The 25,772-nt window shown below is 44.8% G+C and carries 24 protein-coding genes; 11 read left to right on the top strand and 13 right to left on the bottom strand.

Going from position 1 to position 25,772, the window contains the following annotated elements; all coding sequences use genetic code 11:
* Position 1: 1 nt before the first annotated feature.
* The 4 genes from HDC33_RS03325 to HDC33_RS03310 all read right to left on the bottom strand — a co-directional run bounded on the left by HDC33_RS03325 (position 2) and on the right by HDC33_RS03310 (position 3,372).
* The gene (locus HDC33_RS03325; RefSeq protein WP_179391090.1) at positions 2-361 is read right to left on the bottom strand and encodes a YhjD family protein; all 360 of its coding nucleotides are present in this window, start codon (positions 359-361) and stop codon (positions 2-4) included.
* A gap of 513 nt (positions 362-874) precedes the next feature.
* Positions 875-1,444 carry a DUF3225 domain-containing protein gene (locus HDC33_RS03320; RefSeq protein ID WP_179391089.1) on the bottom strand — a complete coding sequence of 190 codons (570 nt, stop codon included), beginning with the start codon at positions 1,442-1,444 and terminating at the stop codon, positions 875-877.
* Between the two features lie 74 nt (positions 1,445-1,518).
* Complete coding sequence (locus tag HDC33_RS03315; RefSeq protein WP_304625682.1) at positions 1,519-2,193, bottom strand: response regulator; 675 nt, start codon at positions 2,191-2,193, stop codon at positions 1,519-1,521.
* Positions 2,194-2,214: 21 nt separating this feature from the next.
* The gene (locus HDC33_RS03310) at positions 2,215-3,372 is read right to left on the bottom strand and encodes a sensor histidine kinase (protein ID WP_179391087.1); all 1,158 of its coding nucleotides are present in this window, start codon (positions 3,370-3,372) and stop codon (positions 2,215-2,217) included.
* A gap of 153 nt (positions 3,373-3,525) precedes the next feature.
* Between HDC33_RS03310 and HDC33_RS03305 the strand changes: the two genes are divergently transcribed.
* Entirely contained in the window at positions 3,526-4,158 is a 633-nt protein-coding gene (locus HDC33_RS03305) for a YigZ family protein (RefSeq protein ID WP_179391086.1), read from the top strand.
* 173 nt (positions 4,159-4,331) lie between these two features.
* Positions 4,332-5,387: an LCP family protein gene (locus HDC33_RS03300; RefSeq protein ID WP_179391085.1), complete on the top strand. Its 1,056-nt coding sequence runs from the start codon at positions 4,332-4,334 to the stop codon at positions 5,385-5,387.
* Positions 5,388-5,537: 150 nt separating this feature from the next.
* Here HDC33_RS03300 and HDC33_RS03295 read toward each other — a convergent pair whose 3' ends face one another.
* Complete coding sequence (locus HDC33_RS03295) at positions 5,538-6,581, bottom strand: glycosyltransferase family 4 protein (protein WP_179391084.1); 1,044 nt, start codon at positions 6,579-6,581, stop codon at positions 5,538-5,540.
* A gap of 333 nt (positions 6,582-6,914) precedes the next feature.
* On the opposite strand from HDC33_RS03295, the gene secA2 reads away from it, so the two are divergent.
* Both secA2 and HDC33_RS03285 read left to right on the top strand, forming a co-directional pair.
* Positions 6,915-9,278 carry an accessory Sec system translocase SecA2 gene (secA2, locus tag HDC33_RS03290; protein ID WP_179391083.1) on the top strand — a complete coding sequence of 788 codons (2,364 nt, stop codon included), beginning with the start codon at positions 6,915-6,917 and terminating at the stop codon, positions 9,276-9,278.
* Positions 9,275-10,177: an accessory Sec system S-layer assembly protein gene (locus tag HDC33_RS03285; RefSeq protein ID WP_179391082.1), complete on the top strand. Its 903-nt coding sequence runs from the start codon at positions 9,275-9,277 to the stop codon at positions 10,175-10,177. Before secA2 ends, HDC33_RS03285 begins: the two co-directional genes overlap by 4 nt.
* A 134-nt stretch (positions 10,178-10,311) precedes the next feature.
* Here the strand turns inward: HDC33_RS03285 and HDC33_RS03280 are convergent, their stop codons facing one another.
* Complete coding sequence (locus HDC33_RS03280; protein ID WP_179391081.1) at positions 10,312-10,803, bottom strand: C40 family peptidase; 492 nt, start codon at positions 10,801-10,803, stop codon at positions 10,312-10,314.
* Between the two features lie 212 nt (positions 10,804-11,015).
* Here HDC33_RS03280 and HDC33_RS03275 point away from each other — a divergent pair, with 212 nt between their 5' ends.
* The gene (locus HDC33_RS03275) at positions 11,016-11,414 is read left to right on the top strand and encodes a hypothetical protein (protein WP_179391080.1); all 399 of its coding nucleotides are present in this window, start codon (positions 11,016-11,018) and stop codon (positions 11,412-11,414) included.
* Between the two features lie 94 nt (positions 11,415-11,508).
* On the opposite strand, the gene HDC33_RS03270 is transcribed toward HDC33_RS03275, so the two are convergent.
* The gene (locus HDC33_RS03270; RefSeq protein ID WP_179391079.1) at positions 11,509-12,210 is read right to left on the bottom strand and encodes a glucosamine-6-phosphate deaminase; all 702 of its coding nucleotides are present in this window, start codon (positions 12,208-12,210) and stop codon (positions 11,509-11,511) included.
* 322 nt (positions 12,211-12,532) lie between these two features.
* Here HDC33_RS03270 and HDC33_RS03265 point away from each other — a divergent pair, with 322 nt between their 5' ends.
* The 3 genes from HDC33_RS03265 to HDC33_RS03255 are packed head-to-tail and all read left to right on the top strand — an operon-like array spanning position 12,533 to position 14,864.
* Positions 12,533-12,679: a cytochrome c oxidase subunit 2A gene (locus HDC33_RS03265; protein ID WP_179391078.1), complete on the top strand. Its 147-nt coding sequence runs from the start codon at positions 12,533-12,535 to the stop codon at positions 12,677-12,679.
* 23 nt (positions 12,680-12,702) lie between these two features.
* Positions 12,703-13,206 (top strand): cupredoxin domain-containing protein, encoded by a 504-nt coding sequence (locus HDC33_RS03260; protein ID WP_179391077.1) that lies wholly within the window; start codon positions 12,703-12,705, stop codon positions 13,204-13,206.
* Positions 13,206-14,864, top strand: coding sequence for a b(o/a)3-type cytochrome-c oxidase subunit 1 (locus tag HDC33_RS03255; RefSeq protein ID WP_179391076.1), 1,659 nt, complete (start codon positions 13,206-13,208; stop codon positions 14,862-14,864). Before HDC33_RS03260 ends, HDC33_RS03255 begins: the two co-directional genes overlap by 1 nt.
* A gap of 231 nt (positions 14,865-15,095) precedes the next feature.
* On the opposite strand, the gene HDC33_RS03250 is transcribed toward HDC33_RS03255, so the two are convergent.
* From HDC33_RS03250 to HDC33_RS03240, 3 genes are all read right to left on the bottom strand, one after another.
* Complete coding sequence (locus HDC33_RS03250) at positions 15,096-15,287, bottom strand: hypothetical protein (protein ID WP_179391075.1); 192 nt, start codon at positions 15,285-15,287, stop codon at positions 15,096-15,098.
* Positions 15,288-15,341: 54 nt separating this feature from the next.
* Positions 15,342-16,655, bottom strand: a complete 1,314-nt coding sequence (locus HDC33_RS03245; RefSeq protein ID WP_179391074.1) for an NAD-dependent malic enzyme — start codon at positions 16,653-16,655, stop codon at positions 15,342-15,344.
* A 180-nt stretch (positions 16,656-16,835) separates the two neighbouring features.
* Positions 16,836-18,737 carry a GGDEF and EAL domain-containing protein gene (locus HDC33_RS03240; RefSeq protein ID WP_179391073.1) on the bottom strand — a complete coding sequence of 634 codons (1,902 nt, stop codon included), beginning with the start codon at positions 18,735-18,737 and terminating at the stop codon, positions 16,836-16,838.
* 256 nt (positions 18,738-18,993) lie between these two features.
* Here HDC33_RS03240 and brnQ point away from each other — a divergent pair, with 256 nt between their 5' ends.
* On the top strand, positions 18,994-20,304 hold the full coding sequence (brnQ, locus tag HDC33_RS03235; protein ID WP_255457289.1) for a branched-chain amino acid transport system II carrier protein: 1,311 nt from the start codon (positions 18,994-18,996) through the stop codon (positions 20,302-20,304).
* A 339-nt stretch (positions 20,305-20,643) separates the two neighbouring features.
* Positions 20,644-21,414, top strand: a complete 771-nt coding sequence (locus HDC33_RS03230; protein WP_179391072.1) for a C40 family peptidase — start codon at positions 20,644-20,646, stop codon at positions 21,412-21,414.
* Positions 21,415-21,926: 512 nt separating this feature from the next.
* Here HDC33_RS03230 and HDC33_RS03225 read toward each other — a convergent pair.
* Positions 21,927-22,226: a hypothetical protein gene (locus tag HDC33_RS03225; RefSeq protein WP_179391071.1), complete on the bottom strand. Its 300-nt coding sequence runs from the start codon at positions 22,224-22,226 to the stop codon at positions 21,927-21,929.
* Between HDC33_RS03225 and HDC33_RS03220 the strand changes: the two genes are divergently transcribed.
* Positions 22,213-22,524: a hypothetical protein gene (locus tag HDC33_RS03220; protein WP_179391070.1), complete on the top strand. Its 312-nt coding sequence runs from the start codon at positions 22,213-22,215 to the stop codon at positions 22,522-22,524. The genes HDC33_RS03225 and HDC33_RS03220 overlap by 14 nt on opposite strands.
* Before the next feature lie 45 nt (positions 22,525-22,569).
* On the opposite strand, the gene HDC33_RS03215 is transcribed toward HDC33_RS03220, so the two are convergent.
* Complete coding sequence (locus tag HDC33_RS03215; protein WP_179391069.1) at positions 22,570-24,219, bottom strand: methyl-accepting chemotaxis protein; 1,650 nt, start codon at positions 24,217-24,219, stop codon at positions 22,570-22,572.
* 19 nt (positions 24,220-24,238) lie between these two features.
* Positions 24,239-25,201, bottom strand: coding sequence for a BMP family lipoprotein (locus HDC33_RS03210; protein ID WP_179392607.1), 963 nt, complete (start codon positions 25,199-25,201; stop codon positions 24,239-24,241).
* Positions 25,202-25,772 lie beyond the last annotated feature (571 nt).

Genomic DNA, 25,772 nt, shown 5'->3' with positions numbered 1-25,772 from the left:
TTCAGCTCCCAGCCATTGCGAAGTAATCGCCTAACAGTTCTTCCGTCCGATTGCGCAGACGGACGTTCAAATAACGCCTATGGTCTTCATAACCTCCATGTATGAATACATACTCGGTAAAGGTGTTATCCGTTTTGTTGCGGATGACTTTCATATTGCGCCGGCGCAAGTAGATTGTCGTCTCCTTCAGCTCGGCACGTGCGAATTTCGTTGCCTCGTCAATGAGTTTGACATAAGGTCCTTTCAACTTGAAAGGACCTTTTTCAAATGAATCCCGATCTTTCTCCAAAACAATAAGTAGCATAGGCAAGTAAATCATATTCTCAAAATACGGCAATGCCTCCGCGGGGATTAAAGGCATTCCAATCACTCCTTTTCTACATTTCGGAACACAAGTTCGTATAACTATTGTATGCCCGTATGTCCGGTAAATCAACCTACAAATTTTTGGAAGTTAGAAGTTGAATTTGGAGAAACTTTACGACGAATACATGGAACTCTACGACAGGCGAAGCAGACTGTACGACAGGTAACCAGAACCATACGACAGACGCCAAACTGTACGACGAATACATGGAACTCTACGACAGGCGCAACAGACTGTACGACAGATAACCAGAACCATACGACAGGCGCCAAACTGTACGACGGATACATGGAACTCTACGACAGATGCAGCAAACTGTACGACAGGTAACCAGAACCATACGACAGGCGCCAAACTGTACGACGGGTGACCAGAACTATACGACAGACGCAGCAAACTGTACGACAGGTACACGAAACTCTACGACAGATAGCGAAAACCCTTCCTCCAATCTACTCTCAAAAAGCAAAAAAAGACTTTCAGTCGTTACAACTGAAAGTCCCCCACTTATTTTTTCTCTTCCTCACCGATATAATGGACCGATGCCACTTTCCATTTGCCGTCAACTTTTGTAAATACAGTCACTTGTCTACCGACAGGAGCCGTTTCAAGGCCAGTAGCCACTTGTTTGAAAGATGTCTTCAAATTTGAAAACACTTGGGCTTCCGTATCAGCATACTCTACGATTGTTACGTTCGAGGCTTCACGGCTTAACTCATACTCATTAAAAAGTTCTTCCGTAACAGCACGCTCTTTTTCAAGGTCATAATCTTTCACTGACAATGTATCCAAATAACCATCGATATTTTTTTCATTCAACGTTTCCATATATACGTTGAATGCATTCAGGATCTGTTCTTTCTCTTTTGCCGGGACACCGGACGCTTCTTCCACCGTTTCTCCCGTCAAGCTGAATCCCACTTTTTTCTCATCCACCCCATGATCGATCGCCCCATATTCAGTCGCTACTTCACCATCATTGACAGAACCACTATCGGCAGGTTTTCCTTCATCTTTACCGCATGCGCCAAGCAGCAATATGATTGACAAACCCATGAGAACTACTATCTTTTTCATCTTTTATCCTCCTGAACAGGTAAAAGGGCTCCTCCAGCTGGAAGGCCCTTCCCTCTTATTGAAAAAAGTCCGATTTACTTCACTTCAACCCAACCATTTTTAATTGCCGTCACGACCGCTTGTGTCCGGTCATTTACAGCCATTTTTTGTAAAATACTTGACACGTGGTTCTTGACCGTCTTTTCGGAAATGAAGAGCGTTTCTCCGATTGTCCGGTTACTTTGTCCATCCGTCAACAGTTGCAATACTTCACACTCGCGTTTCGTAAGTAGATGGAACGGCCGGCGAATATCATTTTGCTGGAATGAACCCTTATGTTCGCGTTCGCTTAATCTACGGAATTCCGTCACTAGATTATGCGTCACTTTCGGGTGCAGATATGAACCGCCCAGCGCCACGACTTTAATCGCTTGGATGATTGCATCCGCATCCATCTCTTTCAACATATAACCAAGCGCACCTGTTTTCAATGCATGGGATACATACGATTCGTCATCGTGAATCGACAACATGATCACTTTGGCATCGGGATATGCTTTGATAAGATTTTCAGTCGCATCGACGCCGTTCATGCGAGGCATGTTAATATCCATCAGAACGACATCCGGCATATATTGCTCATAAAGTTCATTCACCTCGTTGCCATCGCCGCCCTCGGCAACCACTTCGAAAGAATCTTCGAAATCAAGGATTCTTTTTACCCCTTCGCGGAATAGCTGGTGATCATCTACAATTAATATCTTCGTCATAGTCATTTCCTCCCCTTGCGTCTATTCGTCGATTATTTCGGTCTGTAGCGGAATCCGGAAGTAAACCATCGTTCCATCGCCAGGCGATGAGGTGATTGTCATATCCCCTTTTAATAAATCAATCCGCTCCCGCATCCCGATTAAACCAAACGACTTATCTTTCACTTCATTTTGGTCGAATCCTTGTCCATTGTCTCTGATAATAATGTTCATTATATCGCGTTGCCATTCCGTTTTCACCCAAACGTCCTTCGACTTGGCATGTTTCAAGGCATTTGATACGGATTCTTGCACAAGTCGAAAGACGGATACCTCGAAATCCGTCTTAAAACGCTGTTCTTGTCCACTGTTTTGAAAGTGAATAACGACACCTTTTTCGTATTCCTCGATTGTCGACAAATACTTTCTTAAAGTCGGAATCAAGCCGAGATCGTCAAGTGCCATCGGGCGAAGATTATAAATGATACGGCGCACTTCATAAAGTGCATTCCTCACCATTTCTTTAAGATTTGAAAGTTCATGTAATGCGGGTTCAGGACCTTGTTCGACATATACCTTTTCAATCAAACCGGAACGCATCAAAACATTCGCCAGCATTTGCGCCGGTCCATCATGAATGTCACGGGAAAGTCTTTTACGCTCTTCTTCTTGCGCCTGGATGATCCTGATGCCGAATTCCTGCTTATGCCTGGCAGTTTCAAGCGCTTCCCCGACATTTTTCAAATCCGACGTCAAGTAGTTAATGACTGTCGCGACTTGATTGACAAGATGATCGGCTCTTTCAATCGTCTCAAGCAAAGCTACAAGACGCCGATCCAAGTCATCCCGGCGAGCGCGCAACTGCTTCTCTTCCATCCGGTTGATGGATAGGCGAACGAGCAGATTATTAGCGACTTCATAGGCTTCTCTTACCTGTTCTTCTGAAAACTTCATGAAGTTCTTCGAAACCTCGGCGAGACGCTTGCGCGAATGTCGCGTCATCTCGTCCAAATAATCGTTTTCGGTTATTACCCGGGAAATATCAGTTTTGACAATCGCAAGTTCATTTTGCATATCTTCAAAGCTTTGGCGGCTTTGTTCGCTTATAATAAAGATGTCATTCCTTGAGTGATCCATTGCCCGGACCATACTATTGAAGATCGTTTCAAGTGTTTGGATATCGATTGTTTTTTCCTTCACTTAAGTTCCCTCCCGCCTATTGCCAGGAAAATGACTGCTATAGTAACTAGGTGTGTTGCAGGAGTGATGATTTCCTTATACACTTCACTTATTATAGCATCATAGGACCCACTGGATATTAAGATTGTATTACAAATGATGGAGGTGCCGCAAATGCGAGCAGATTACACGACAGTAAAAAATTATGGTGAGAGTGAATTGATTATCCAAAAATCACGATTCCTCACCTATGTAAAACGTGTGGAAACTGAAGAAGAAGCTCACGACTTCATTCAAGAAATCAAGAAAAGACACCATAATGCCAACCATAATTGTTCAGCGTATATGATCGGCGAACACGATAGCATTCAAAAGGCGAATGACGACGGCGAACCGACTGGCACGGCGGGCGTGCCCATGCTTGAAGTATTGAAAAAGCAAGGTTTGAAGGATACGGTCGTCGTCGTGACACGCTATTTTGGAGGCATTAAACTGGGTGGCGGCGGGTTAATACGCGCTTATGGACGCGCCACGACGGAAGGGATTGCAGCAACTGGCACCGTCGACAGGAAACTACATTCCCTGATGAAGGTAACGATTGACTATACTTGGCTTGGTAAAGTTGAAAATGCGGTAAGACAGTCGACATATCCCTTAAAAGAGATCTCCTATGATGATGGTGTAAATCTATTCATGCATGTTCCAGTTGCTGAGGTGAACGCATTCACTTCATGGATGACCGAATTGACTAATGGGCAGGCAGCAATCGTGTCGACTGCTAGCGAATTTCTTGAATTCGACAGCTGAAAGTGTATACCTTTGGCAAAATAGATAGTATAATAGGAAGAATAGAATTAGTTTAGATCTATGAAACCTTGTATCCTGTCGTACCGTCCATCATTATGACAAGCCCTTTGTCACTTATATGAACAGCTATGGAAAAGTACATTTTTTCATGGCAGATTCCGGAGGAACTTTGCATGAAAAGAAAAGACTATAAAAAGCAGAAGAAATCGTCCCGTAAACGCATGTTTATCAAAGTGTCGTTCCTTCTTACCCTCTCTGTATTCATTGTTGCCGCAGCATATGCCGCTTCCTTGCAGAAAAAGGCGGAAAACGCGGCGGTTCGCGCATATGAAGCAGTTCCCGACCGGCCGATATCTGACATACGTGAAGCGAAAGTCGAGCCGGCAACTGACAATGTTTCCATTTTATTCATGGGAGTCGATGACAGCGAAGCGCGCGGTCAAGGCGACAGCAACAGTCGAACGGACGCACTTCTATTCGCTACGTTGAATCCGAAGGACAAGTCTGTGAAACTTGTCAGCATTCCGCGTGATTCATATGTATATATCCCGGAAGTCGGCTATAACGACAAAATCACACATGCCCATGCATTCGGCGGAACCCGTGCAGTGATTGAATCGGTGGAAGAATTGTTCGAAATCCCCGTCGACTACTACGTGAAGATGAATTTCAATGCATTCATCGATGTCGTTGATGCAATCGGCGGAATCGAGGCTGAAGTGCCATATGATAGAATAGAAAAAGACGAAAACGATAAAAATACAATCCATCTAAAAAAGGGTCTGCAGCATCTTGATGGTAAACATGCCTTGGCACTTGCCCGGACGCGTAAGCTCGATACCGATGTTGAACGCGGTAAACGCCAACAAATGATTTTACAATCCATCTTGAAAGAAACCGTTTCAGTCAAATCCATAACGAAGTACGGAGACGTCATTGATGCCCTTGGCGACAACATGAAAACGGACATGACATTCGACGAAATGAAGTCATTCCTTGAATATGCAAAAGGCGGGATGCCACAAGTCGACACGCTCAGTTTATCAGGCTATGACGACATGTCGACAGGTGTTTATTACTGGAAACTTGATGAGACAGATTTAACCGAAGTGAAACGGATCTTACAGGCACATCTTGGCACGATTCCCGATTCATCCAGCCTTACTGACGGCAGTTCGAACATGACCGGTACATCGGAAGAGGCTTTGGGAGATGCGCTTTCTAACTGACACAACGAATGCCGGGCTATTATGCGCCCGGCATTTTTTATTTCCAACCGTAAATAAAAAACAAAAATCCGGTCATGCTACCTTAATGTAAAAGGAGCATGACCGGATTTCTATTGTCTAATCGTTGATAACCATTTGCACTTTCCCTGATTACTTCCCAATCATTCGTACGAGATTCAATAATGGACGATAGTTTGTACCGGCAAGTCCAATGATTTCGACGAGCAATTCAATCGAGATAAGCATGACGACAATGAGCATGATTGCTCCCCATACTGTCGCTTGCGAAAACAACACGGCTGCAACACCGAACAGGATGGCTAGTGCATAAATGATCAATACTGTCTGTCTGTGTGAAAAACCGGTACGCAGCAAGCAGTGGTGTAAATGCGATTTATCGGGCGCAGTAATCGACTGTTTCATACGGATACGTCGAACAATTGCAAAGAACGTGTCAGAGATTGGAATCCCCAGTATAATAACCGGGATAATCAGGGATACGACAGCAACGTTCTTGAATCCCAATAAAGCCAGAACCGAAATCATGAATCCGAGGAATAGTGAACCTGTGTCCCCCATGAAGATTTTCGCTGGATGGAAGTTGAATAACAGGAAGCCCAATGAGCTTGCTGCAAGTATCGCAGCTGTCGCGACAACGAATCCATTGCCCATGATCATCGCCATGACGGCGATTGAAATAAGTGCAATTGTCGAGACGCCCGCTGCCAGACCATCCAAACCATCTATCAAGTTTATGGCATTGGTGATGCCGATAATCCAAATAATTGTAATTGGAATACTTAAGTAGCCAAAATCGAATTGACCGATGAACGGCAAATTAATGAATTCAATGTGTAAACCGCCCCATGTGACAACGATTATAGCCGCAGCCAATTGACCGGCAAGTTTTGCTTTAGCAGTAATTTCAAGCATATCGTCAAGAAAACCGATGATTATAATGATCAGTGCACCGACAAGTATTCCGGCGGCATGTTCATCTTTTGGTAATAATATGGCATAGCCTATCAAAAAAGCACCAAATATCGCGAGTCCACCGATACGCGGCATTATGGATCCATGTACTTTCCGGTAATTCGGTCGGTCAACCGCACCGATCCGGAATGCCAATTTAATGACAAGTGGAGTAAGTATGATGGAAGCTACAAGTGCAGCTGCAATTGCAAGGAATAACATGTCCTTCCTCCCTAAGTAAATCAATAGTTTATCAATTCAACAGTATTATAACATAGTTAGACAGGTAAAGCACTTTACTATTATAAATCGGATGAAAGAATTCCTTTCAAATCCACTTCGGCGATAGGTTTGGTTTATACACGTGTTCATAACATCTGGTAGATAGAGAAAACCCTTTGTCGCTCGTTCCGCTTATCTTTCCCTCTTCAACCTTCGCCTATCCCATTCCTTCCTTATATATGTAGATTTCAGCTTAAGGTAGTCATTTTCCATTCTATTTGTTAAAATAGGGACGGGTCCTTTTAGGGATCGGAAAAAAGGAGCGTTCATTCCATGTTATCTATATTCAAACGTTCAAACCAGACGAACGATCGGCAACTTCGCAAATATTGGAAGATTGTCCAACAAATAAATAAAATAGAATCTACATATGAACCGATGTCAGATGAAGAACTGGCAAGCATGACAAATACATTTAAAGAGCGGATTCAATCAGGAGAAAAAATCCAATCGATCATTCCGGATGCCTTCGCTGTCGTCCGCGAAGCATCTAAACGAGTTCTTGGCATGCGTCATTTTGACGTCCAACTTATCGGCGGACTTGTCCTGACAGAAGGCAATATTGCCGAAATGCCGACAGGCGAAGGGAAAACACTTGTCGCTTCCCTTCCATCCTATGTCCGGGCACTTGAAGGCAAAGGCGTCCATGTCATCACTGTAAACGACTACCTTGCAAAGCGTGACTATGAACAGATTGGTCAGATTCACCGCTTCCTCGGCCTCACAGTCGGACTGAACGTACCTATGATGCAAGGGCCGGCGAAACAAGCCGCTTACAATGCGGACATTACGTACGGTGTCGGCACAGAATTCGGCTTCGATTATTTGCGTGATAATATGGCGCAGCAAGTGGCGCAAAAAGTTCAACGTCCGTACCATTTCGCAATCATTGATGAAGTTGACAGCATCCTAGTCGATGAAGCGAAAACTCCGCTGATTGTCGCAGGTAAAATGCAGGCGGACGCGGATCTTCATTATATCGCCGCACGTCTTGCGAAACGTTTCCAAAAGGGCGTCGACTTCGATTTCGATGATGAAACAAAGGCAACTTCCCTGACTGACGCAGGAATCGAAAAAGTGGAAAAAGCATTCGGTGTCGACAATTTATACGAATTGGAGCACCAGACCCTTTACCATTACATGATTCAAGCACTGCGCGCACGTGTCATATTCAATCGTGACGTCGACTATATCGTACGGGATGAAAAGATTGAACTCGTCGATATGTTCACGGGACGCATCATGGACGGACGCACGCTTTCGGACGGTCTGCACCAAGCGATCGAGGCGAAGGAAGGACTTCCTGTCACCGAAGAAAACAAGGCACAAGCGCAAATTACCATTCAAAACTATTTCCGTATGTATAAAGAGCTGTGCGGTATGACGGGTACGGCGAAAACGCAGGAGAAGGAATTCCGCGAAGTGTACGGAATGGAAGTCATTCAGATTCCGACTAACCGTCCGCGCGCGCGTATCGATTCACCTGACCAAGTCTATAAAACTATTGAACAGAAATACAAGGCGATGGCGAAAGAAGTCGCCGAGCGCAACAAAAAGGGTCAACCCGTCCTTGTAGGTACGACCTCCATTTTACAATCTGAAAAAGTCGTCGAGTATTTGGATGAATATAAACTTGACTACAACTTGCTCAACGCGAAAAGTGTCGAACAGGAAGTGGACCTCATTTCACGGGCGGGACAGCTCGGTCAAATTACGGTTGCGACAAATATGGCAGGGCGCGGAACTGATATCGTCCTTGGCGAAGGCGTCGAAGATATCGGCGGACTTTTTGTACTCGGTACTGAAAAGCACGAAAGCCGCCGTGTCGATAACCAGCTGCGCGGCCGTTCCGGACGCCAGGGAGACCACGGTGAAAGTTGCTTCTTCCTATCCTTGGAGGACGATATGTTCAAACGGTTCGCTAAAGATGAACTTGAGAAATTCCTGAAGAAAGTGACGACGGACGCTGACGGCCTTGTGCAGAACGCCGATGTCCACGAACTGACGGAACGCACGCAGCGCATCGTGGAAGGTGCCCACTACTCGATGCGGGAATACAACCTGAAACTCGATGACGTCATCAATGACCAACGTGAAGTCATCTACACGCTGCGTGATAAAGTGATCGAACGCGAAGACATTCTGGACCAATTGAAAACGATGCTGTCCGAAACGGTGGAATTCGTTGTATTCGATAGCTGCCCTGATGATGAGCCTTCGGACAACTGGGATTATGAGCGCATTGAACGCACGATGAACAGCCTGCTGTTGGAAGCTGTATCGGTTCCCCGAACGCTTGAAAAGACGTCGGAGATTCTCAAACTCTATGAAGCTCCCCTTGCAGATCTGCTTAGTTTCATTGATTCATTCGCGGATAATGAACGGGTCAATCAGATGATTCCGCAAGTGATGCTGTCGTACATCGATACGATGTGGGTCAAACACCTTGAAGTGATGACGCGTCTGAAAGAGGGGATCGGACTTCGTTCATACGGACAAGAAGATCCGATGCGTATCTATCAGCGTGAAGGCCTGGAGTTGTTCGGGCGACACTACCAGAAGTTACGTCGCAACATTGCATCTGAAGTCATCGCCTTTATGAAACTCATCACAGAACAACAGGAGGTACAACAATGAAGCTTTTCTCTTTTTTCAAGAAAACCGAAAAAACTGGTTCCGACAGTACAATCGGATCCGAAGAAATCATTGACGGCGTGAACGCATCAGCAAACACGGATGAAGTCGAAACAACACTGTCCCTTCACCCCGAATGGACAGTTCCCCAGGAGCAGGAGTACGTCTTCCGTTTCCTGTCGAATGAACTTGAACCGCTTAAACCGAATCAGATTTCCCTATCAGGAATCGATATAGATGTCGAACCTGCTAATGGCAGCTGGCTCGTTAAAGCATTCTTCCGTTCTTCACTTGATCAGCAGATTTCTGTCGGATCCGTCGAACTGATGCTGCTTGATGAAGAAGGCAAAACACTTGCTTCAGATGAATTTGATTTGAAAGAGCTTGGCGATATTCCGGCGCGCAGCGCAAGACCTTGGGTGTTCGTCTTTACAAAAGAAAATATTTTTACAGAACAGCCGCCTGCGGAAAACTGGAAACTGGCATTCAATGTCCAATCAATGGTGCCGCATAAACTCGAATTGGAACAAGCATGGGAAGACGGTTTAACAGAGGAACAAAAAGATGGGCTTGCAAAAGTCGTTGAAGGACTTCCGAAATTGAAACCGCGCGAAGTGAATATTAGCGGCTTCCAAGTGAAACAACAGGATGACGGCGGTATTGCGGCATCCGTATTCATTCGGAATGGTCACTCAAAGCAGATTAACATCGAGAAGCTGCCACTTGAACTGATTGACGCATCCGGTGATTTAGTGGCCAGCGGTTCATTCGCGCTTGACCCACTATCGGTAAAAGCGAATACGTCAAAACCTTGGACATTCATCTATCCAAAAGAATTGATCCAAAAAGGCGAGCCGGATTTATCACGCTGGACAGTCCGTGTGCCCCAGCAAAACGCATAATTTGACTAAACATAGGTAAACCAAAGGGAGAACATCCGAATCAGAACTCAACCGATTCGGATATTCTCCCTTTTCTTATGAAAAAACAGCATCAAGGCCCACTTCGGGACTCTTGATGCTGTCGTTTAGTCGTTTTATTTAGCTGAGGCAATCGAATTGACGCCTGAGATGCGCTTTGCACCTACGTAACGCTTACCCCAATAATACGGATCGTTCAATTTATCAATACGGACACCTTTAGATGTCGATGCATGTGAAAACTTACCATTACCTATGTAAATGCCTACATGAGAAACCCCTTTACCTGATGTATTGAAAAATACAAGGTCTCCAGCAGCCAAATTCGATTTTTTTACGGTAGCCCCTGAAGCATGCATGCTAGCCGCCGTACGGGACAAGTAGATGTCGTTCTGCTTGAAAACGTATGATACGTAACCCGAGCAGTCAAACCCTCTTGTTGTCGTACCGCCGTAGCTGTACTTGATGCCTATTAGACTTGTTGCAGTTTTTGAGATTGCAGCCGGCTTGGATGAAGCTTCGGCTTGTCCAGCGAAAGGTGCGACGAGTAACAGAAATGACATAGCAATAATCGTAAATGCCTTTTTCATCTTAAATGTAAGTTTCATGTGTTCCCCCAATGGCTTAATTTATATCTGAAAAACGATCTAGGATAACTTTACCATGTTTTAAACATCTGTATATTACAGTTGTGTAACAACCTCATTACATAGAACTCAATAAATTGAAATTTTTAAATATAATTAACTTTTTAAGGGGTTTATAGTTTCTCAGATAGGGAATTTTGTATAATAACAACAATTTAACGGAGGCGGACATTATGAAACAGAAAGCTGACTTGTCGGATAATCTGCAAAAGACGTTTCAGGAAGAGAATGGCTCTGCAAACAAATCACCCGGAAATTGGTTGGACAACGAACAGCTTGAAAAGAAAAATACCGGCAGAAGTTTTATACGCGACCCCTATCTCGGCCACGCAGCCGGCGATTACGAACCCTTAGAAAAAGATAGCCGATTCCATCGTTCCGATGATTTGGAACCGATTGCCAATGAGGAGAGGAAGAAGAGTAGTTTTGCGCGGCATAAGGACTCCCCCACGCAACCGTTCGACGGCCAGATTGGAAAACAAGAGCGCGTCTTGCTCGAAGGAGAAAAACGTTCCGAACAGATTGAAGAGATACGGGCTACCTATGGCGCTATGAATCATAATCGACCGTAATCCCCTACCTGCTACACAACACAAAAAAGGTGAGCACCTCCTAGTTATAGGGGCTCACCTTTTTTGCGTTGTTATTCTTTCAGCAGGAAACTGATTATATTTCCAAATCGGTAATGACAATTACATCCTTATGGTTCAATAGATGTGTAATCGGCCATTCGGATGTGACATTGCCCTCAAGTAGCTTCGTGATTGCCACTCGTTTCTTTTCTCCAAAAGCGAGCAAAATCAGTTTTTTTGCATCCGTTATTGATTTAATGCCCATTGTCAATGCTGTCTCAGGTATTTTTTCATCATTTTCAAAGTACTGGCTGTTGACACCCAATGTCGATTCAGTCAATTGTGCGACATGCGTGACAGAGTCAGGAGACGTTCCTGGTTCATTGAAGGCGATATGGCCATTCTCGCCTACTCCAAGGAGTTGGAGGTCAAGCGGATACTCTTCTAGAAGTTCCTCATAAGCGGCACATTCCTCTTCCAGATCTTCTGCCATTCCATCGGGTATATTCGTTTTTCTAAATTCCTTTTTATCGAAAAGATGCTCATTCATGAAAGAAGCGTAGCTATTCGGGCTTGAGGCTGGAATTCCGATATACTCATCCAAGTTAAAAGTTACGATATTCGAGAAATCGAGTTCTGATTCCGTCCATTTATTATATACAGGAATCATCGTGCTTCCTGTCGCCAACCCCAGAACGTTCAGACGTCCGTTTTCAAGTTCCTCTTTAATGATTTGATAGACGTGCTCCGCTCCTTGTTGCGGGTTTTCGACTTTTTTCACTTTCAAATTCTCCATTTGGATCAACCGACTTTCTTTATGATTTTGCACTTGCTTAATTGTAATTTCTCTCTGCACTCTGGTCAACTTTAACGAAATTCATAATTTCAAACAGCCAACTATTTTCTTTTCCCCCATAAAGCATTATATAAACCCAATCCTGCCGTATTACTAAATGAATTCGGCAATTATTATTGACATATTTTCGAATGAAACGTGAACAGTTTGTGAAAATGGCTCTATATCCAAAGGCATAGGGAATTCCCTAATTCCGATATCCCTGCACTTGACTATGATAAAGGTAAGACGAATTCACATCACCGAAAAAGGAGGTGTAACAATGGGGAAAGAAAATCCAAAGCAACATCAGCCCAGTTTACATGAATCTACACATAGTTTGAAGGGAACTTTCATCGCTGTCATGCTGTTGGGGATCTTCATTCTAGTTGCCTGGTTCGGTTTTTATGCATTATTTCTATCTAGATAATAATTATATCAGGAGGGTTACACATGCATCTGCATAAATATGAAAAGATTTGGCTCATTTTCGGAATGGCTTCACTCGTCCTTTTCCTACTTATTATCGGCTTCGCCGCATTCTGGAAAGGGACTCATCCGCAAAGCCATATAGAAACAATTGATCCGCAAAATGTGGAAGCACATGACGCCTTCAAACCCGAAAATCTTGGAATTCGTGAAGTGGCTGACGGCAAATATATCGTCAATATCGTCGCTTCGGCATTCAACTATGATTTCGGCAAGGACAAAGAAGGTAATGCTATTAAAACGATCCGCGTACCAAAAGGTTCCACAGTCCTTTATCAAATTACTACGAAAGACGTTGTCCATGGCTTCCAAGTAGCAGGCACGAATGTCAATATGATGGTTGAGCCCGGCCATATCAGCCGGTATGAGACCGTCATGAAAAATACAGGCGAATTCACGGTTGTCTGTAACGAATACTGCGGCATCGGTCACCATCAGATGTTCGGTACAGTGGAGGTGTATGAATAATGGCTACAAATCAATTACCGCTTGCTAAAAAAGACGCCAGATTATACATGGCATTCATGTATGTGACATATACCGCACTTCTTGTCGGCGGGCTAATGGGATTATTACAGACGCTGGCACGATCCGGCAAGTATACGTTACCGTTCAATATCAACTATTATACAATCCTGACTGTCCATGGCGTTATTCTCGGCCTCGTCCTTACTACGTTCTTCATCATCGGCTTCCAGTTCTCTCTCATGGAAAAAACAGTCGGTATTTCGGATAAACAACGAAAAGTCGCATGGCTTTCATTCTGGGTCATGGTCACCGGGACTATCATGGCTGCAATTACGATACTTATAGGCGAAGCATCCGTCTTGTATACGTTTTATGCACCACTTCGGGCACATCCTGCATTCTACTTCGGTCTTGCTTTCGTCATTATCGGCAGCTGGATTGCCGCGTTCGTCAACTTCCGTCAGCTTTATGTATGGAAGAAAGCGCATAAAGGTCAGAAATCACCTTTGCTCGCATTCATGGTTACAATTAATATGCTTATGTGGTTCATCGCTACGATTGGCGTGGCAACATCCGTTATCATCCAGTTCATTCCCTGGTCACTTGGTTATGCCGAAACGATTAACGTGTTGCTGAGCCGCACATTGTTCTGGTATTTCGGACATCCACTCGTCTATTTCTGGCTGCTCCCTGCTTATATGGCATGGTATGCCATCATTCCTAAAATTATCGGAGGCAAGTTATTCAGTGATCCACTTGCTAGATTAGCATTCATCCTGTTATTGTTGTTTTCGATTCCAGTCGGATTCCATCATCAGTTGACGGAACCAGGTATCGACCCGACATGGAAATTCATCCAAGTTGTGCTGACGTTTATGGTTATCATCCCTTCATTGATGACGGCATTCTCGATTTTCGCCACATTTGAAATTACGGGACGTAAAAAAGGGTATAAGAGCTTGTTCGGCTGGTTCAAAAAGTTGCCTTGGAAAGATGTCCGTTTCCTTGCACCGTTCATTGGAATGGCAGCATTTATTCCCGGCGGTGCAGGCGGTATCGTTAACGCATCCCACCAGATGAATGCACTTGTCCACAATACGATCTGGATTACGGGGCACTTCCATTTAACGGCAGCAACGACGGTCATCTTAACATTTTTCGGCATTACGTATTGGCTTGTGCCGCATTTGACCGGCAGAAGGCTGACACCGAGATTGAATAAACTTGGAATTATTCAGACCTTCGTCTGGACAGTCGGTATGACAATCATGTCAGGTGCCATGCATATCCAAGGATTGCTCGGCGGTCCACGCCGTTCGAACTTCTCCGAATATGCCGGCGGCGAACAAGTCGCTACGTGGATCAATTACCAGATTGCCCAGACAGTCGGCGGAACGATTCTCTTCATCGGCATACTTTTGATGGTCTACATTTTCATCCAGCTGACATTTTTCGCACCGCGCGGCGTTGAAGAATTCCCGATTGCGGAAGAGGAGAAGAATGCAGAACCGACACCTAAGATTCTTGAAAACTGGTATTTGTGGATTGGCATCACTATCGCATTGATCCTATTCGCTTATACGATTCCAGTCTTCGATATTTTGAAACATTCTCCGCCAGGTTCGCCGCCATTCGATTGGCCGATTGGAAGAGGATGATGTAGTAGCCGATACAGCTCGGATTTCCGGATTTTGTCCGTGGAATCGGGGCTGTTTTCATTTCATTGAAAAAAATGTGTGCAATACGAGGCTGTCGAATTGGAGAGTTATGCTTGATTTGTTAGACATTCCTGCGGGTTTGTTGGACACTTTCAGACTTTTGTTGGACACTCCGGTAGGTTCGTTGGACATTCCGACGAACTTGTTGAAAACTCCCCCATTTGTTGGACACTACGGCGGGTTTGTTGGACCCTTCCAGACTTTTGTTGGAAATCCCCCCATTTTTTTGGACACTTCCACGCGTTTGTTGGACACTACGGCGGGTTCGTTGGTCACTTCCAGACTTTCGTTGGACATCGCGACGAATTCGTTGGACACCTTCCATAAACCTGTCATGACTGACCGCAATTCGCTCCTCTCCATACAAAAAAGCCTCCCACCCGGTTCAATTTCAACCAGGCGGGAAGCTTCCGATATTTACAAGTTATTCGCAACCCGTTCCACTGCGGCTGCTACATTTTGGTGGACGTTCGGATCAAGCGGATGCGGTACAAGATCGCCCGGCTTCGTGCTGTCGACAATCGCAAGTGCGGCGGCGATCAGCATGGGGTATGTAATTTCCTTGGCATACGCATTGAGCGCACCGCGGAAAATACCCGGGAACCCGAGGATATTGTTAACAAGACGGCCATCCGCCGCAAAAGCTGCGCCCGCCGCTAGTGCATCTTCAGGCGCAATTTCAGCATTCGGATTGGACAACGCCAAAATGATTTGCCCTTTGCGGACCAGTTCCGGTTTGATGAGTCCTGCAACACCTGTCGTAGCCACGATGATATCGCACGTTGCCATCAATTCTTCAAGCGAATCAACCACTGTACCGCCATGCTCGACGAGTCTCTCACGCGCAACTTCATTGCGGTCGATACCCCGCATTTCCTTCACGCCATATTCCATAAGCATGCGGCTGATCGCAAGCCCTGCCGCACCGAGCCCGATTTGTCCCACAGTCGCATCAGACAATTCAACGCCTGTCTGTTTACATGCGGACAGTACGGATGCAAGCGTGACAACGGCCGTGCCATGCTGATCGTCGTGCATGACCGGAATCGACAGCTCCGCTTTCAGACGCTCTTCGATTTCGAAACAGTGAGGCGATCCAATATCTTCAAGCAGAATTCCGCCGAATCCTTTATGAATATGTTTAACTGTTTCCACGACTTGATCGGGATCGCTCGTATCCAGCAAAATCGGAATACCGCTAATTCCCGCGAACTGGTCGAACAAGACCGCTTTCCCTTCCATCACGGGCATACCGGCAACTGGTCCGATATTTCCGAGGCCAAGAATCGCTGTACCGTCAGTCACAATTGCAACTGTATTTGAAATCCCCGTGAAATATTTCGCCTGTTCAGGGTCTTTCTTGATAAGTTCACAAACATTCGCGACACCCGGTGTATAAACGCGGCGTAAATCGCCGAGTGAACGGATTTCCATACGGCCTTTCATATGGATTTTCCCGCCTTCGTGCGCTTGCAATACATCGTCGGTTACAGCATGGACACTAATTCCTTCGCCGATTTTGTTAACCGCTTCGACAATCTGCATTAAATGCTCTTCACTCTCGCATTGAATACCGATATCACGAATCGTTGATAATGTTCCCACTTTTATTGTTTGAATATCACCAATATCCCCATTAAGCTGTCCGATAGCTAACGCGACTTTCGCGAAATTCCCCGGAACGGACGGCGTTTCGATAATTAAATTACGCATAAATTGAACTTGTTCCATTATAAAAACCTCCTGATCATACTACACATTCATCATTTTACACGTATAGGACCAGGTCGTAAACGTTTTATACCCATTGATGAAAAAAACCACAATCCGGCACCTTTTGTGACAGATTATGGCGTTTATTCCCCATTTTCATACTTAAAATTCCATCATTCTTCCAACCAGCTACTTGCCTTACATTTTCAGAGGCAGGTGAATTGTACTTACACCCTGCGGCAAATCCAGCATATTAGTAATTTCATCAATTGGTATGGCTTTGCTAAAATAGAAACCTTGTATTTCATCGCATCCCATTTCCTGCAATCTTCTCCATTGACCTTCCGTTTCAACGCCTTCCGCGACTGTGCGAAGTCCAAGCATTTCTGCAAGCCCGATGATTGTTTGAACAATCACAGCACTTTTCTCGTCAATTTCCATGTCGTTGATAAATTGGCGATCAATCTTGATTTCTTGGATTGCGAAATGTTGCAAATACAGGAAAGCGGAATAACCGGTTCCAAAGTCATCGATTGAAATAGCGAATCCCATGTCAATGAGCTGTTTAATGCGTATTTTTACAGCATCATGATCTTCAAGCGCTACGTTCTCAGTGATTTCCAAAATAAGTTTTTGCGGCTCGACTACCGTTTCCTCTGCACACTTCAGTAAATAGGGAGGTAGTTTTGGATGAAGGAAGTGGCGGGGCGATAAATTGATGGAAACCGTTAGATGCCCTTGTCCCTGCTCATTCCATCTGGCGAGTTGGGTGAACGCTTCTTTAATGACCCATTCACCGATTGGCGTTATCAATCCTGTCGATTCGGCAAGATCGATGAAATCGCCCGGGAATATGAGACCGCGTTCTGGATGCTGCCATCTGATTAGTGCTTCAAAACCGGTCACTTCCCCTGACTTACAATCGACTTTAGGCTGATAAAACAACCGGAATTCATTGAAGTCCAACCCTTTTCTTAAATTCATTTCAGATAACATCGTTTCTTTCATTAAAGTATGCATGTCAGGTCTATAGACGCCCCGCGCTTTCCGGGAAGTTTTCTTCCGACTCGCCTCAAGTGCCACTTGTGCCGCTTGCAGTCCATCGTCCACATTGCTGACATGATCCGGAAAATACGAAACACCATAACTGAACGTCATATACACTTCCTGTCCCCCGATATTCATCGGTTCCCGCAGCACCCGTGCGACGAAATCGAAGTTCATTTCCCTCGTCGCCCGATTACCTGTATATGGATAGAAAATAACGAAATGGTCAAATCCGATTCGCCCCGTCAACGCCGGTTCCGGAAACAGGAAACGTAGCCGATCCGCGGTTTTTTTTAGTACTTCCCTTCCACCTTCATGACCAAGGGCTGCTTGTACATCTGTGAATTGATCAAGAATCAGATAGATGAAAATCCCGCGTTCTTTTCCGGAAAGTGATTGTAATTTCAATTCTGCTTTTTCCGTGAATGAATGCTGATTGTTTAGTCCCGTGAGTGTATCTGTAAAAGCAAGTGCATGCACATGCTCCTCTACTTCCAGTCGATAAAGCCGGTCAAACAGATAGGCCAGCATATCGGCAAGCGAAGCAGCAATAACTTTATCGAATGTTGTCCACGCGCGTACTTCCTCCGATTCACAGCACAGTACACCGCCGATGCCTTTACTCAATATAATGGTAGCATCAAGAATTGACTTGATGCTTTCCTCTTTGAAATATGTATCTACTAACTCATGCATCGCTGGATTTGTCGCAACATCATCCACCGCTAGTGTCCGTCCCTGCTGAATCGCTTCAAAATAGGAATGCATGTCCTTCTGCACTAGAATTTTTCCCGTTTTAAAAGCAGGAAGCCTATCATCGTAAATCATTTGAGCAGTCAATACTGTTCTGCTTTCATTGAACAGCCAAATACTCACCTGCTCGCATCGCATCACAGTTGCGATTCGTTTACATGCTTCTTCAAGAAAAACGTTGGTGGAAACGCTCGAAAGCTCGGACAGTTTCGCCTGTGTAAAAAGTAGTTGCTGTTGCCGTTGGAGATCCTCCAGTACCTGGTTCACGGTTTCAATGGTTTGTTTAATTGGACGCTCCAAATCCATTTACCTCCCCCCGTATTTATGGCTTATGCCCTTCTTGTAGTTATCGGCATGATAGCAATGTTTATGAAGGTTTATGGCGAATAAAAATAAAGTTCACGACTGGTATCCTGCCGATAAAAATTTGTCAGTAGACAAAAAAGGACAAAATCTTTAACTTTTCGCTATATAATGTCGAATTTGTTAGACGATTGCCCTTTTTTTCGGTTATAATAGAAGATGTTGAACATTCTAGTAAGGAGTTGCAATTTACTTGTCTATACAAAAAAATTTCGTGATAGGACTTATGCTTTTTGCATTGTTCCTTGGGGCGGGTAATATCATCTTCCCACCGCTTCTCGGACAAATGGCAGGAGATGAGCTTTTCATCGCGATGATTGGATTCCTGATTACGGGAGTCGGCTTGCCTCTAATCGCAGTCCTCGCAATCGCTAATGCGGGCGGCGGTTTGGAAACGATTGCAAGTCGTGTCAATCCTTATTTCGGCGTTGCTTTCACAATGATCGTCTATATGGCAATTGGTCCATTTTTCGGTATTCCGCGAACAGCTACCGTTTCCTATGAAATCGGCGTTGTCCCGTTCCTGCCGGAAAGCATTTCCAGTGCCAACTGGCCACTTGCGCTGTTTACGGTTGTTTTCTTTGCCATAACGGTGGCACTTGCACTTAATCCGGCAAAACTCGTCGACCGCATCGGGAAAGTGTTGACACCTGTATTATTTCTTGTCATCGGAGCACTTGCCGTGAAGAGTATCGTTTCACCGATGGGGGAAACGAAGTTGCCACAGGGTGATTACGCAACGAATTCGTTTTTCCGCAGCTTCGTTGAAGGCTATTTGACGATGGACGTCATCGCAGCACTTGTCTTCGGTATCGTCGTAATCAATGCACTTAAAGCGGAAGGTGTAACAGAAAGCCGTGCAGTAATGAAAGCGATGATTTTCGCTGGACTCATTGCCGCTACCGGACTTGCGCTCGTCTATATTTCATTGGGCTACATCGGAGCGACAAGTGTAGATGCTATCGGCCTGCAAGATAACGGTGGCGCAGTACTAGCACTCGCATCAACCGTATTGTACGGATCATCCGGAACAATGATTCTCGCAGCGACAATCATATTCGCCTGTCTGACAACATCGATTGGTCTCGTTTCAGCATGTGCTCAGTATTTTGAACATGTATTTCCACGTAATTCATACAAGACATATGTCTTCATATTCGCGGGTTTCAGTACACTTATTGCAAACGTTGGATTGACACAGCTGATTTCAATTTCAATCCCGGTCCTGCTTATGATATACCCACTCGCAATTGTACTTATGCTAATGTCATTCATTGATAAGTCTTTCGGCAGAAAGCCGGTCGTCTATATGTTGGCGTTGCTTGCAACCGCTATCGTGAGTATCTTTGATGGATTGAAAGGCGCGGGAATCGACATTAAACCTGTCAACGACATTCTTGCTTACCTTCCGCTCTATGAACAACAACTCGGCTGGCTAGTTCCAGCGATTTTCGGAGCACTTGTCGGCGTCGTCTTGAGTCCGTTGTTTAAAACACGCATTTAGTTGATCTAATTTCCGGATATATGCAAAGATTATTGAAACAAAAAATGTTTTAACTGAACTGGTTCCCACTACTAGGGGAGCCAGTTTTATTTTTCTAGCATCTTATAAAAAAAGCTCCGTCCTATTAATTATATTTTAAAACAGCCGATAGCTATATAGCGGGAAGAAAATTTCCGCTTAGGAGGATATTATCTTAACTGTATGAATGCCTTTTCAACATTTGTAACACATCCGTTATTACTTTGTAATATAAATGTAATCTTTCAGTCTATTGTTTGAGTTCTAGTATTCCGATAGAATACATATATAGAACTGTTTGTCGTGGAGAGGGGAAAGTGGATGAAGAAGAAAGTTTTTTCGGTACTGACGACGTTTGCCTTGGCAACGTTTATCTCAATAGGCAGCGCAGACGCAGCTACTGATTCATACACCGTCAAGTCGGGTGATACACTATGGAAAATTGCCACAAAGCATAAATTGACCGTTGACGAATTGAAAAGCTTAAACAGCCTTGCTTCCGATTCCATCAAAATGAATCAAAAATTGACCGTTTCGACAAAAAACGCGATTAGCAAAAAATCAGTTTCGGTGAAATCAGTTCCATCCAAAACAACCAATGCTTCAGTGAAGCCAAGTACTAAAACCGTAGCAGTAAAAAAAGAGACCTCGTCAACCAATTCATATAAGCAAGCGGTTGCAACAACAGCAAAACCTACGTCTTTGTCACTTCCAGCAGAAAAGGTTTTGCTGAATGCTGTTGAAACGTCACTTCCGCTTTTAGGCACGCCTTATGTATGGGCCGGCGTGACAAAAGAAGGATTTGATTGTAGCGGATTCATTCACTATGTATTTAACAATGCAGGAGTCGCCCTTCCAAGATTAGATACAATCGGCATGTATGCCAATTCTTTCAATGTGGACAAGCCAGTGCCAGGGGATTTAGTATTTTTTGAAAATACATACCGCAGCGGTATCTCGCATGCCGGAATCTATCTAGGCGAAGGAAACTTCATCCACGCAGGTTCAAAGAAAGTTGAAATTGCTTCAATTGATTCTGTTTACTGGAAAGATAAATTCACAGGCTTCAAACGTTTTAATCAGCTAAATTAATATTCACAGCCTTCCCAAATTTCGGGGAAGGCTGTTTTTGTTGCGCTGGTATTGGCCGGTTTATAGGTTCTGTCGGACAGTTCGCGGGTTCTGTCGTAGAGTTTACCCATCCTGTCGGAGAGTTCCGCTTTTCTGTCGAACAGTTCGAACGCTGTCGTAGAGTTTCCGCCTGCCGTCGGACAGTTTACCCAGTCTGTCGGAGAGTTCCGCTTTTCTGTCGGACAATTCGAACGCTGTCGTAGAGTTTCCGCTTGCCGTCGGACAGTTTACCCATTCTGTCGTAGAGTTCCGCTTTTCTGTCGGACAGTTCGAACGCTGTCGTAGAGTTTCCGCCTGCTGTCGGACAGTTTACCCATCCTGTCGGAGAGTTCCGCTTTTCTGTCGGACTGTTCGACCGCTGTCGTAGAGTTTCCGTCTGCCGTCGGACAGTTTACCCATCCTGTCGGAGAGTTCCGCTTTTCTGTCGAACAGTTCGAACGCTGTCGTAGAGTTTCCGTCTGCCGTCGGACAGTTTACCCATTCTGTCGGAGAGTTCCGCTTTTCTGTCGGAGAGTTCCGCTTTTCTGTCGGACTGTTCGACCGCTGTCGTAGAGTTTCCGCTTGCTGTCGGACAGTTTATTCATTCTCTTGTAGAGTTCCGCTTTTCTGTCGGACTGTTCGACCGCCGTCGTTGAGTTTCCGTCTGCCGTCGGACAGTTTACCCAGTCTGTCGGAGAGTTCCCCAGTTCTATCGGACAGACTGGAACAATCGGACTTATTTTCCAAAACCCGAATGACCAGATTTTCAAAAATAATGTCTTGGATGAAGTCATATTTAGACCACTCTATGTCGAGCAATCACCTGAAGTTGCACGGATGAATGCAGAGAAGATGCTTCAACGCGTCAGGCTGTCGAGTAAAGCAGATGAAAACCCATACGACTTAAATCTCACTGAAAGGGAGCTTTCCGTAACGGACAATTACGATCCGACGGCTCGACACGCGTTGCATTTACCGAAGAAAAAAATTCTCCGCACTGCCCGTCTTGAGCAGCCCCAGATTACCCGAATTGCCCGTAAGATAGGTAATGAAGGGATTCTGTTAAAAGCGGACGAATTGATTGCTGAATAAGAAAAAGACCGCCTCGCCGAATAACATGCGATGCGGTCTATCTCCTTATAGTTGAAATTTCGAAATGGTCACGTTCAATTCATCCGTCAGTTCACGGAGTGCTGTCACTTTGCTGACTACTTTTCCGATCGACTCAAGCTGTTCCTCTGCGGAAGCTGAAATCTCTTCACTGCCCGCCGCCGTCTGTTCGACGACTGCACTAATGTTTTCGCTATTCTCAAGCACGGTGTCATTAAACTGCTTTGAATTATCGACACCTTTTACAAGGTCTAGCAACGCTTTTGTTATGCTCTCCATTTTGTCTTCTATGTTGGTGAACGTATTTAGGGTGCGGTTCACATTACCTTCCTGTGCTACTGCAATTTCTACACCTTTCCCGACGGAGTCTGAAATTGAACCAAGTCCGCCTTTGATCAAATTGACCATATCGAAAATCTGTGAAGTTGCTGTTGTTGATTCATCCGCCAGTTTCCTGACTTCCGAGGCGACGACTGAGAAACCTTTCCCCGCTTCTCCCGCGCGCGCTGCTTCAATTGCTGCATTCAACGCAAGCAAGTTCGTCTGTGAGGCGATGTTGGACACAGTCTTCGCCATGTCTTCAATCCTTAATGCATATTGCGTAAATTGTACAGTTGCCTTCTCGATCGAATTCGATGCTTCGTTATTGCTATCGATAAGTTCACGCTGTTCATCGATTGCCAGGCGTCCTTCTATGATTGCTTCATTGGCCATAGCCGCATAATCAGCGGAGCTTTTAGCGCGGTTGACATTTAACCCGAATTCTTCGTTCATCTGCTCGATGAGCTCGACCGAACTTTGCAAGTCCTCGGAAATATTCTGTGTTCCTCTTGCTAGTTCTTCTGTTGACATTGTCACTTGATTGCTCGCTTCGGCAAGATAACCATTTTCTATCTCAAGCTCTTTTGTATAATCATCCACTTTTCGGCTTGCACCGTCAATCGATTGTAACAGTGTCCTCAAATGATCCGTCATCGACGCGAATGACCGATTCAATTGTCCAAGTTCATCTTGTTTATCATACTGAATCGGCTCGACGATAAGGTTGCCCGCGGCAATTTCTTCCGCATTCATCGCAAGCTTCTTAAGCGGATTTGTAATGCCGTTTGCAAGTCTAAGGATGATCGCCATCGCTCCGACGATGATGACTATGCTGCCGATTATGGCAAATGTGATAATACCTTTGATTTTAGCGATGAGCGAATCCTGTAAATAGTCGTAATGTGCAGCAGTATAGAGATCCACCATGTAAATATCATTGACAATCCCCATATTACGCAGTGATTGGCGGTTGATTTCCGCAGAGTTATTTTCTTCAACAGCTGTGAGCGCTTCTTCTTTTAATAAAAAGAATCTATCCTGTGCCTTCAAAAGGATATCTCGCGGCTCTTTTTCTTTGACAAGACTTTCCGCAATGGAGAATTTTTCAGCAGTCAACTCCAGTTGATTGCGTACATCATCTTTATTGGCGTCCGTCATATTATAAGCGAGTGTATTCAAACTTTGCATTGATGCCTTTGTTTCTGCATCCACGTCTTTCACAGCTAAAAGCACATCGAGATAATCACTACTCGTGTTTTGAATCGCCAACATCCTGAAAATGATAATTGCAATCATTACAATCGATAGGCCAAGTGCGAAAAGTGAATGGAGAACGATTTTCTTTTTTATAGTCATTTCAGCTTTCCACCTCCTGTCATTTCATTTCCGAAACGGTTTTTTCGATTAGCGAATCCAGATTTTTTTGTTCCGGTTCAGTGAGTTCCAACACCCTGAATGGCGCAAGGCCTACTCCTTTTTCCGCAAGACCAAGCTCAATATGGCCCGCCTGGATTTTACCCGACCCTTTATAGGTATGGATAATATCGTATAATGCACTATCAATATTTTTCATCATCGAAGTAATAACTGCCTGTTCCGCATAAAAATATTGGTCGCTATCTACGCCGATTGCATAGACTCCTCTTTTCTCAGCTTCTTTCAGCATGCCGACACCCGTAAATCCGGCGGCTGCGTAAAGGACATCCACCTTCTCATCAATCATTCCCGAAGCGATTTGCGCCCCTAATCCATCGTTATCAAAGTCACCCGCATATTTCGTTAAAACAACGATATCAGGATTAACAGATTTTGCTCCCTGAATAAACCCTTTTTCAAATCTTTGAATAACAGGGGCCTCTACGCCGCCAATAAAACCAATAACCTTGGACTTTGAAACGGTTGCTGCTACAATTCCAGCCAGCATGCTTCCTTCGTCTTCCTTAAATGTCACCGACGTAATGTTAGCCGCTTCTGAAACGGAATCAACAAGAACGAACTGTTGGTCCGGGAAATCCAATGCTACCTTTTCCAGTTCTTCCTGGCCGGTGAATCCCAATGCGAACACTAAATCATTGCCATTTGCAACAAGTTCCCTGAATCCTTTTTCATATGTATCCGTTTCCGTAAGTTCCAAGTATTCAATGACAACGCCATCTTCATCCCGGGCCTTCGTCAAACCTGCAAATGCCAAATCGGAAAAGGACTGATCCCCAAGACCATTTTCAGATAGCATGACGCCCACTTTCACTTTCCCTTCCAGTGGATTCTTCTCCTCCAATCCGCAGCCTGCAAGCGCTAGAACGATTATCGAAATAACAACCAACCATTTTACTTTCATTTCCATCACTCGCTCTCTTCTATGTATTCCCCTTCAACTATATCGGGTGAATCCCGAGGTTTTGAATATAAACGTCCGATGTCTAACAACTAAGAGTATTCAGTTCCCCCTTCAATAGAGTGAAGTTATAAAAGGCTTGTTCCAGGTTTGGATATTTCCAAATCTTATCTCTTAGGCTGTACGACTTTCGTTTCTTCGTGAATAGTTCTCCTACATGTAAGCCTAGCTTCAATTATTTAAGATACATGGTTGAATACCCGTCCATCAATCCTTTCCTCGAATAGCATGTTAGAGAAAGGTGGTGAAAAAATGAATTTTTACGACAACACAAATCATAGATGTAGTAAATGCACGAGATACTGTCGCTCTTGCCAAAAAACAATCATAGAATGCTGCAAGGGATGCAAGGGACCGACGGGTGCTACTGGTGCTACTGGCGCTACGGGAGCTACTGGCGTGACTGGTGCTACCGGTGCTACTGGCGTGACTGGTGCTACCGGTGCTACTGGCGTGACTGGTGCTACCGGTGCTACTGGCGTGACTGGTGCTACCGGTGCTACTGGCGTGACTG

Source organism: Sporosarcina sp. JAI121, from assembly GCF_013408665.1.
Taxonomy (GTDB): Bacteria; Bacillota; Bacilli; order Bacillales_A; family Planococcaceae; genus Sporosarcina.
Note: the sequence above shows the minus strand (reverse complement) of the source record. Positions and strands in the feature narration are given on the sequence as shown.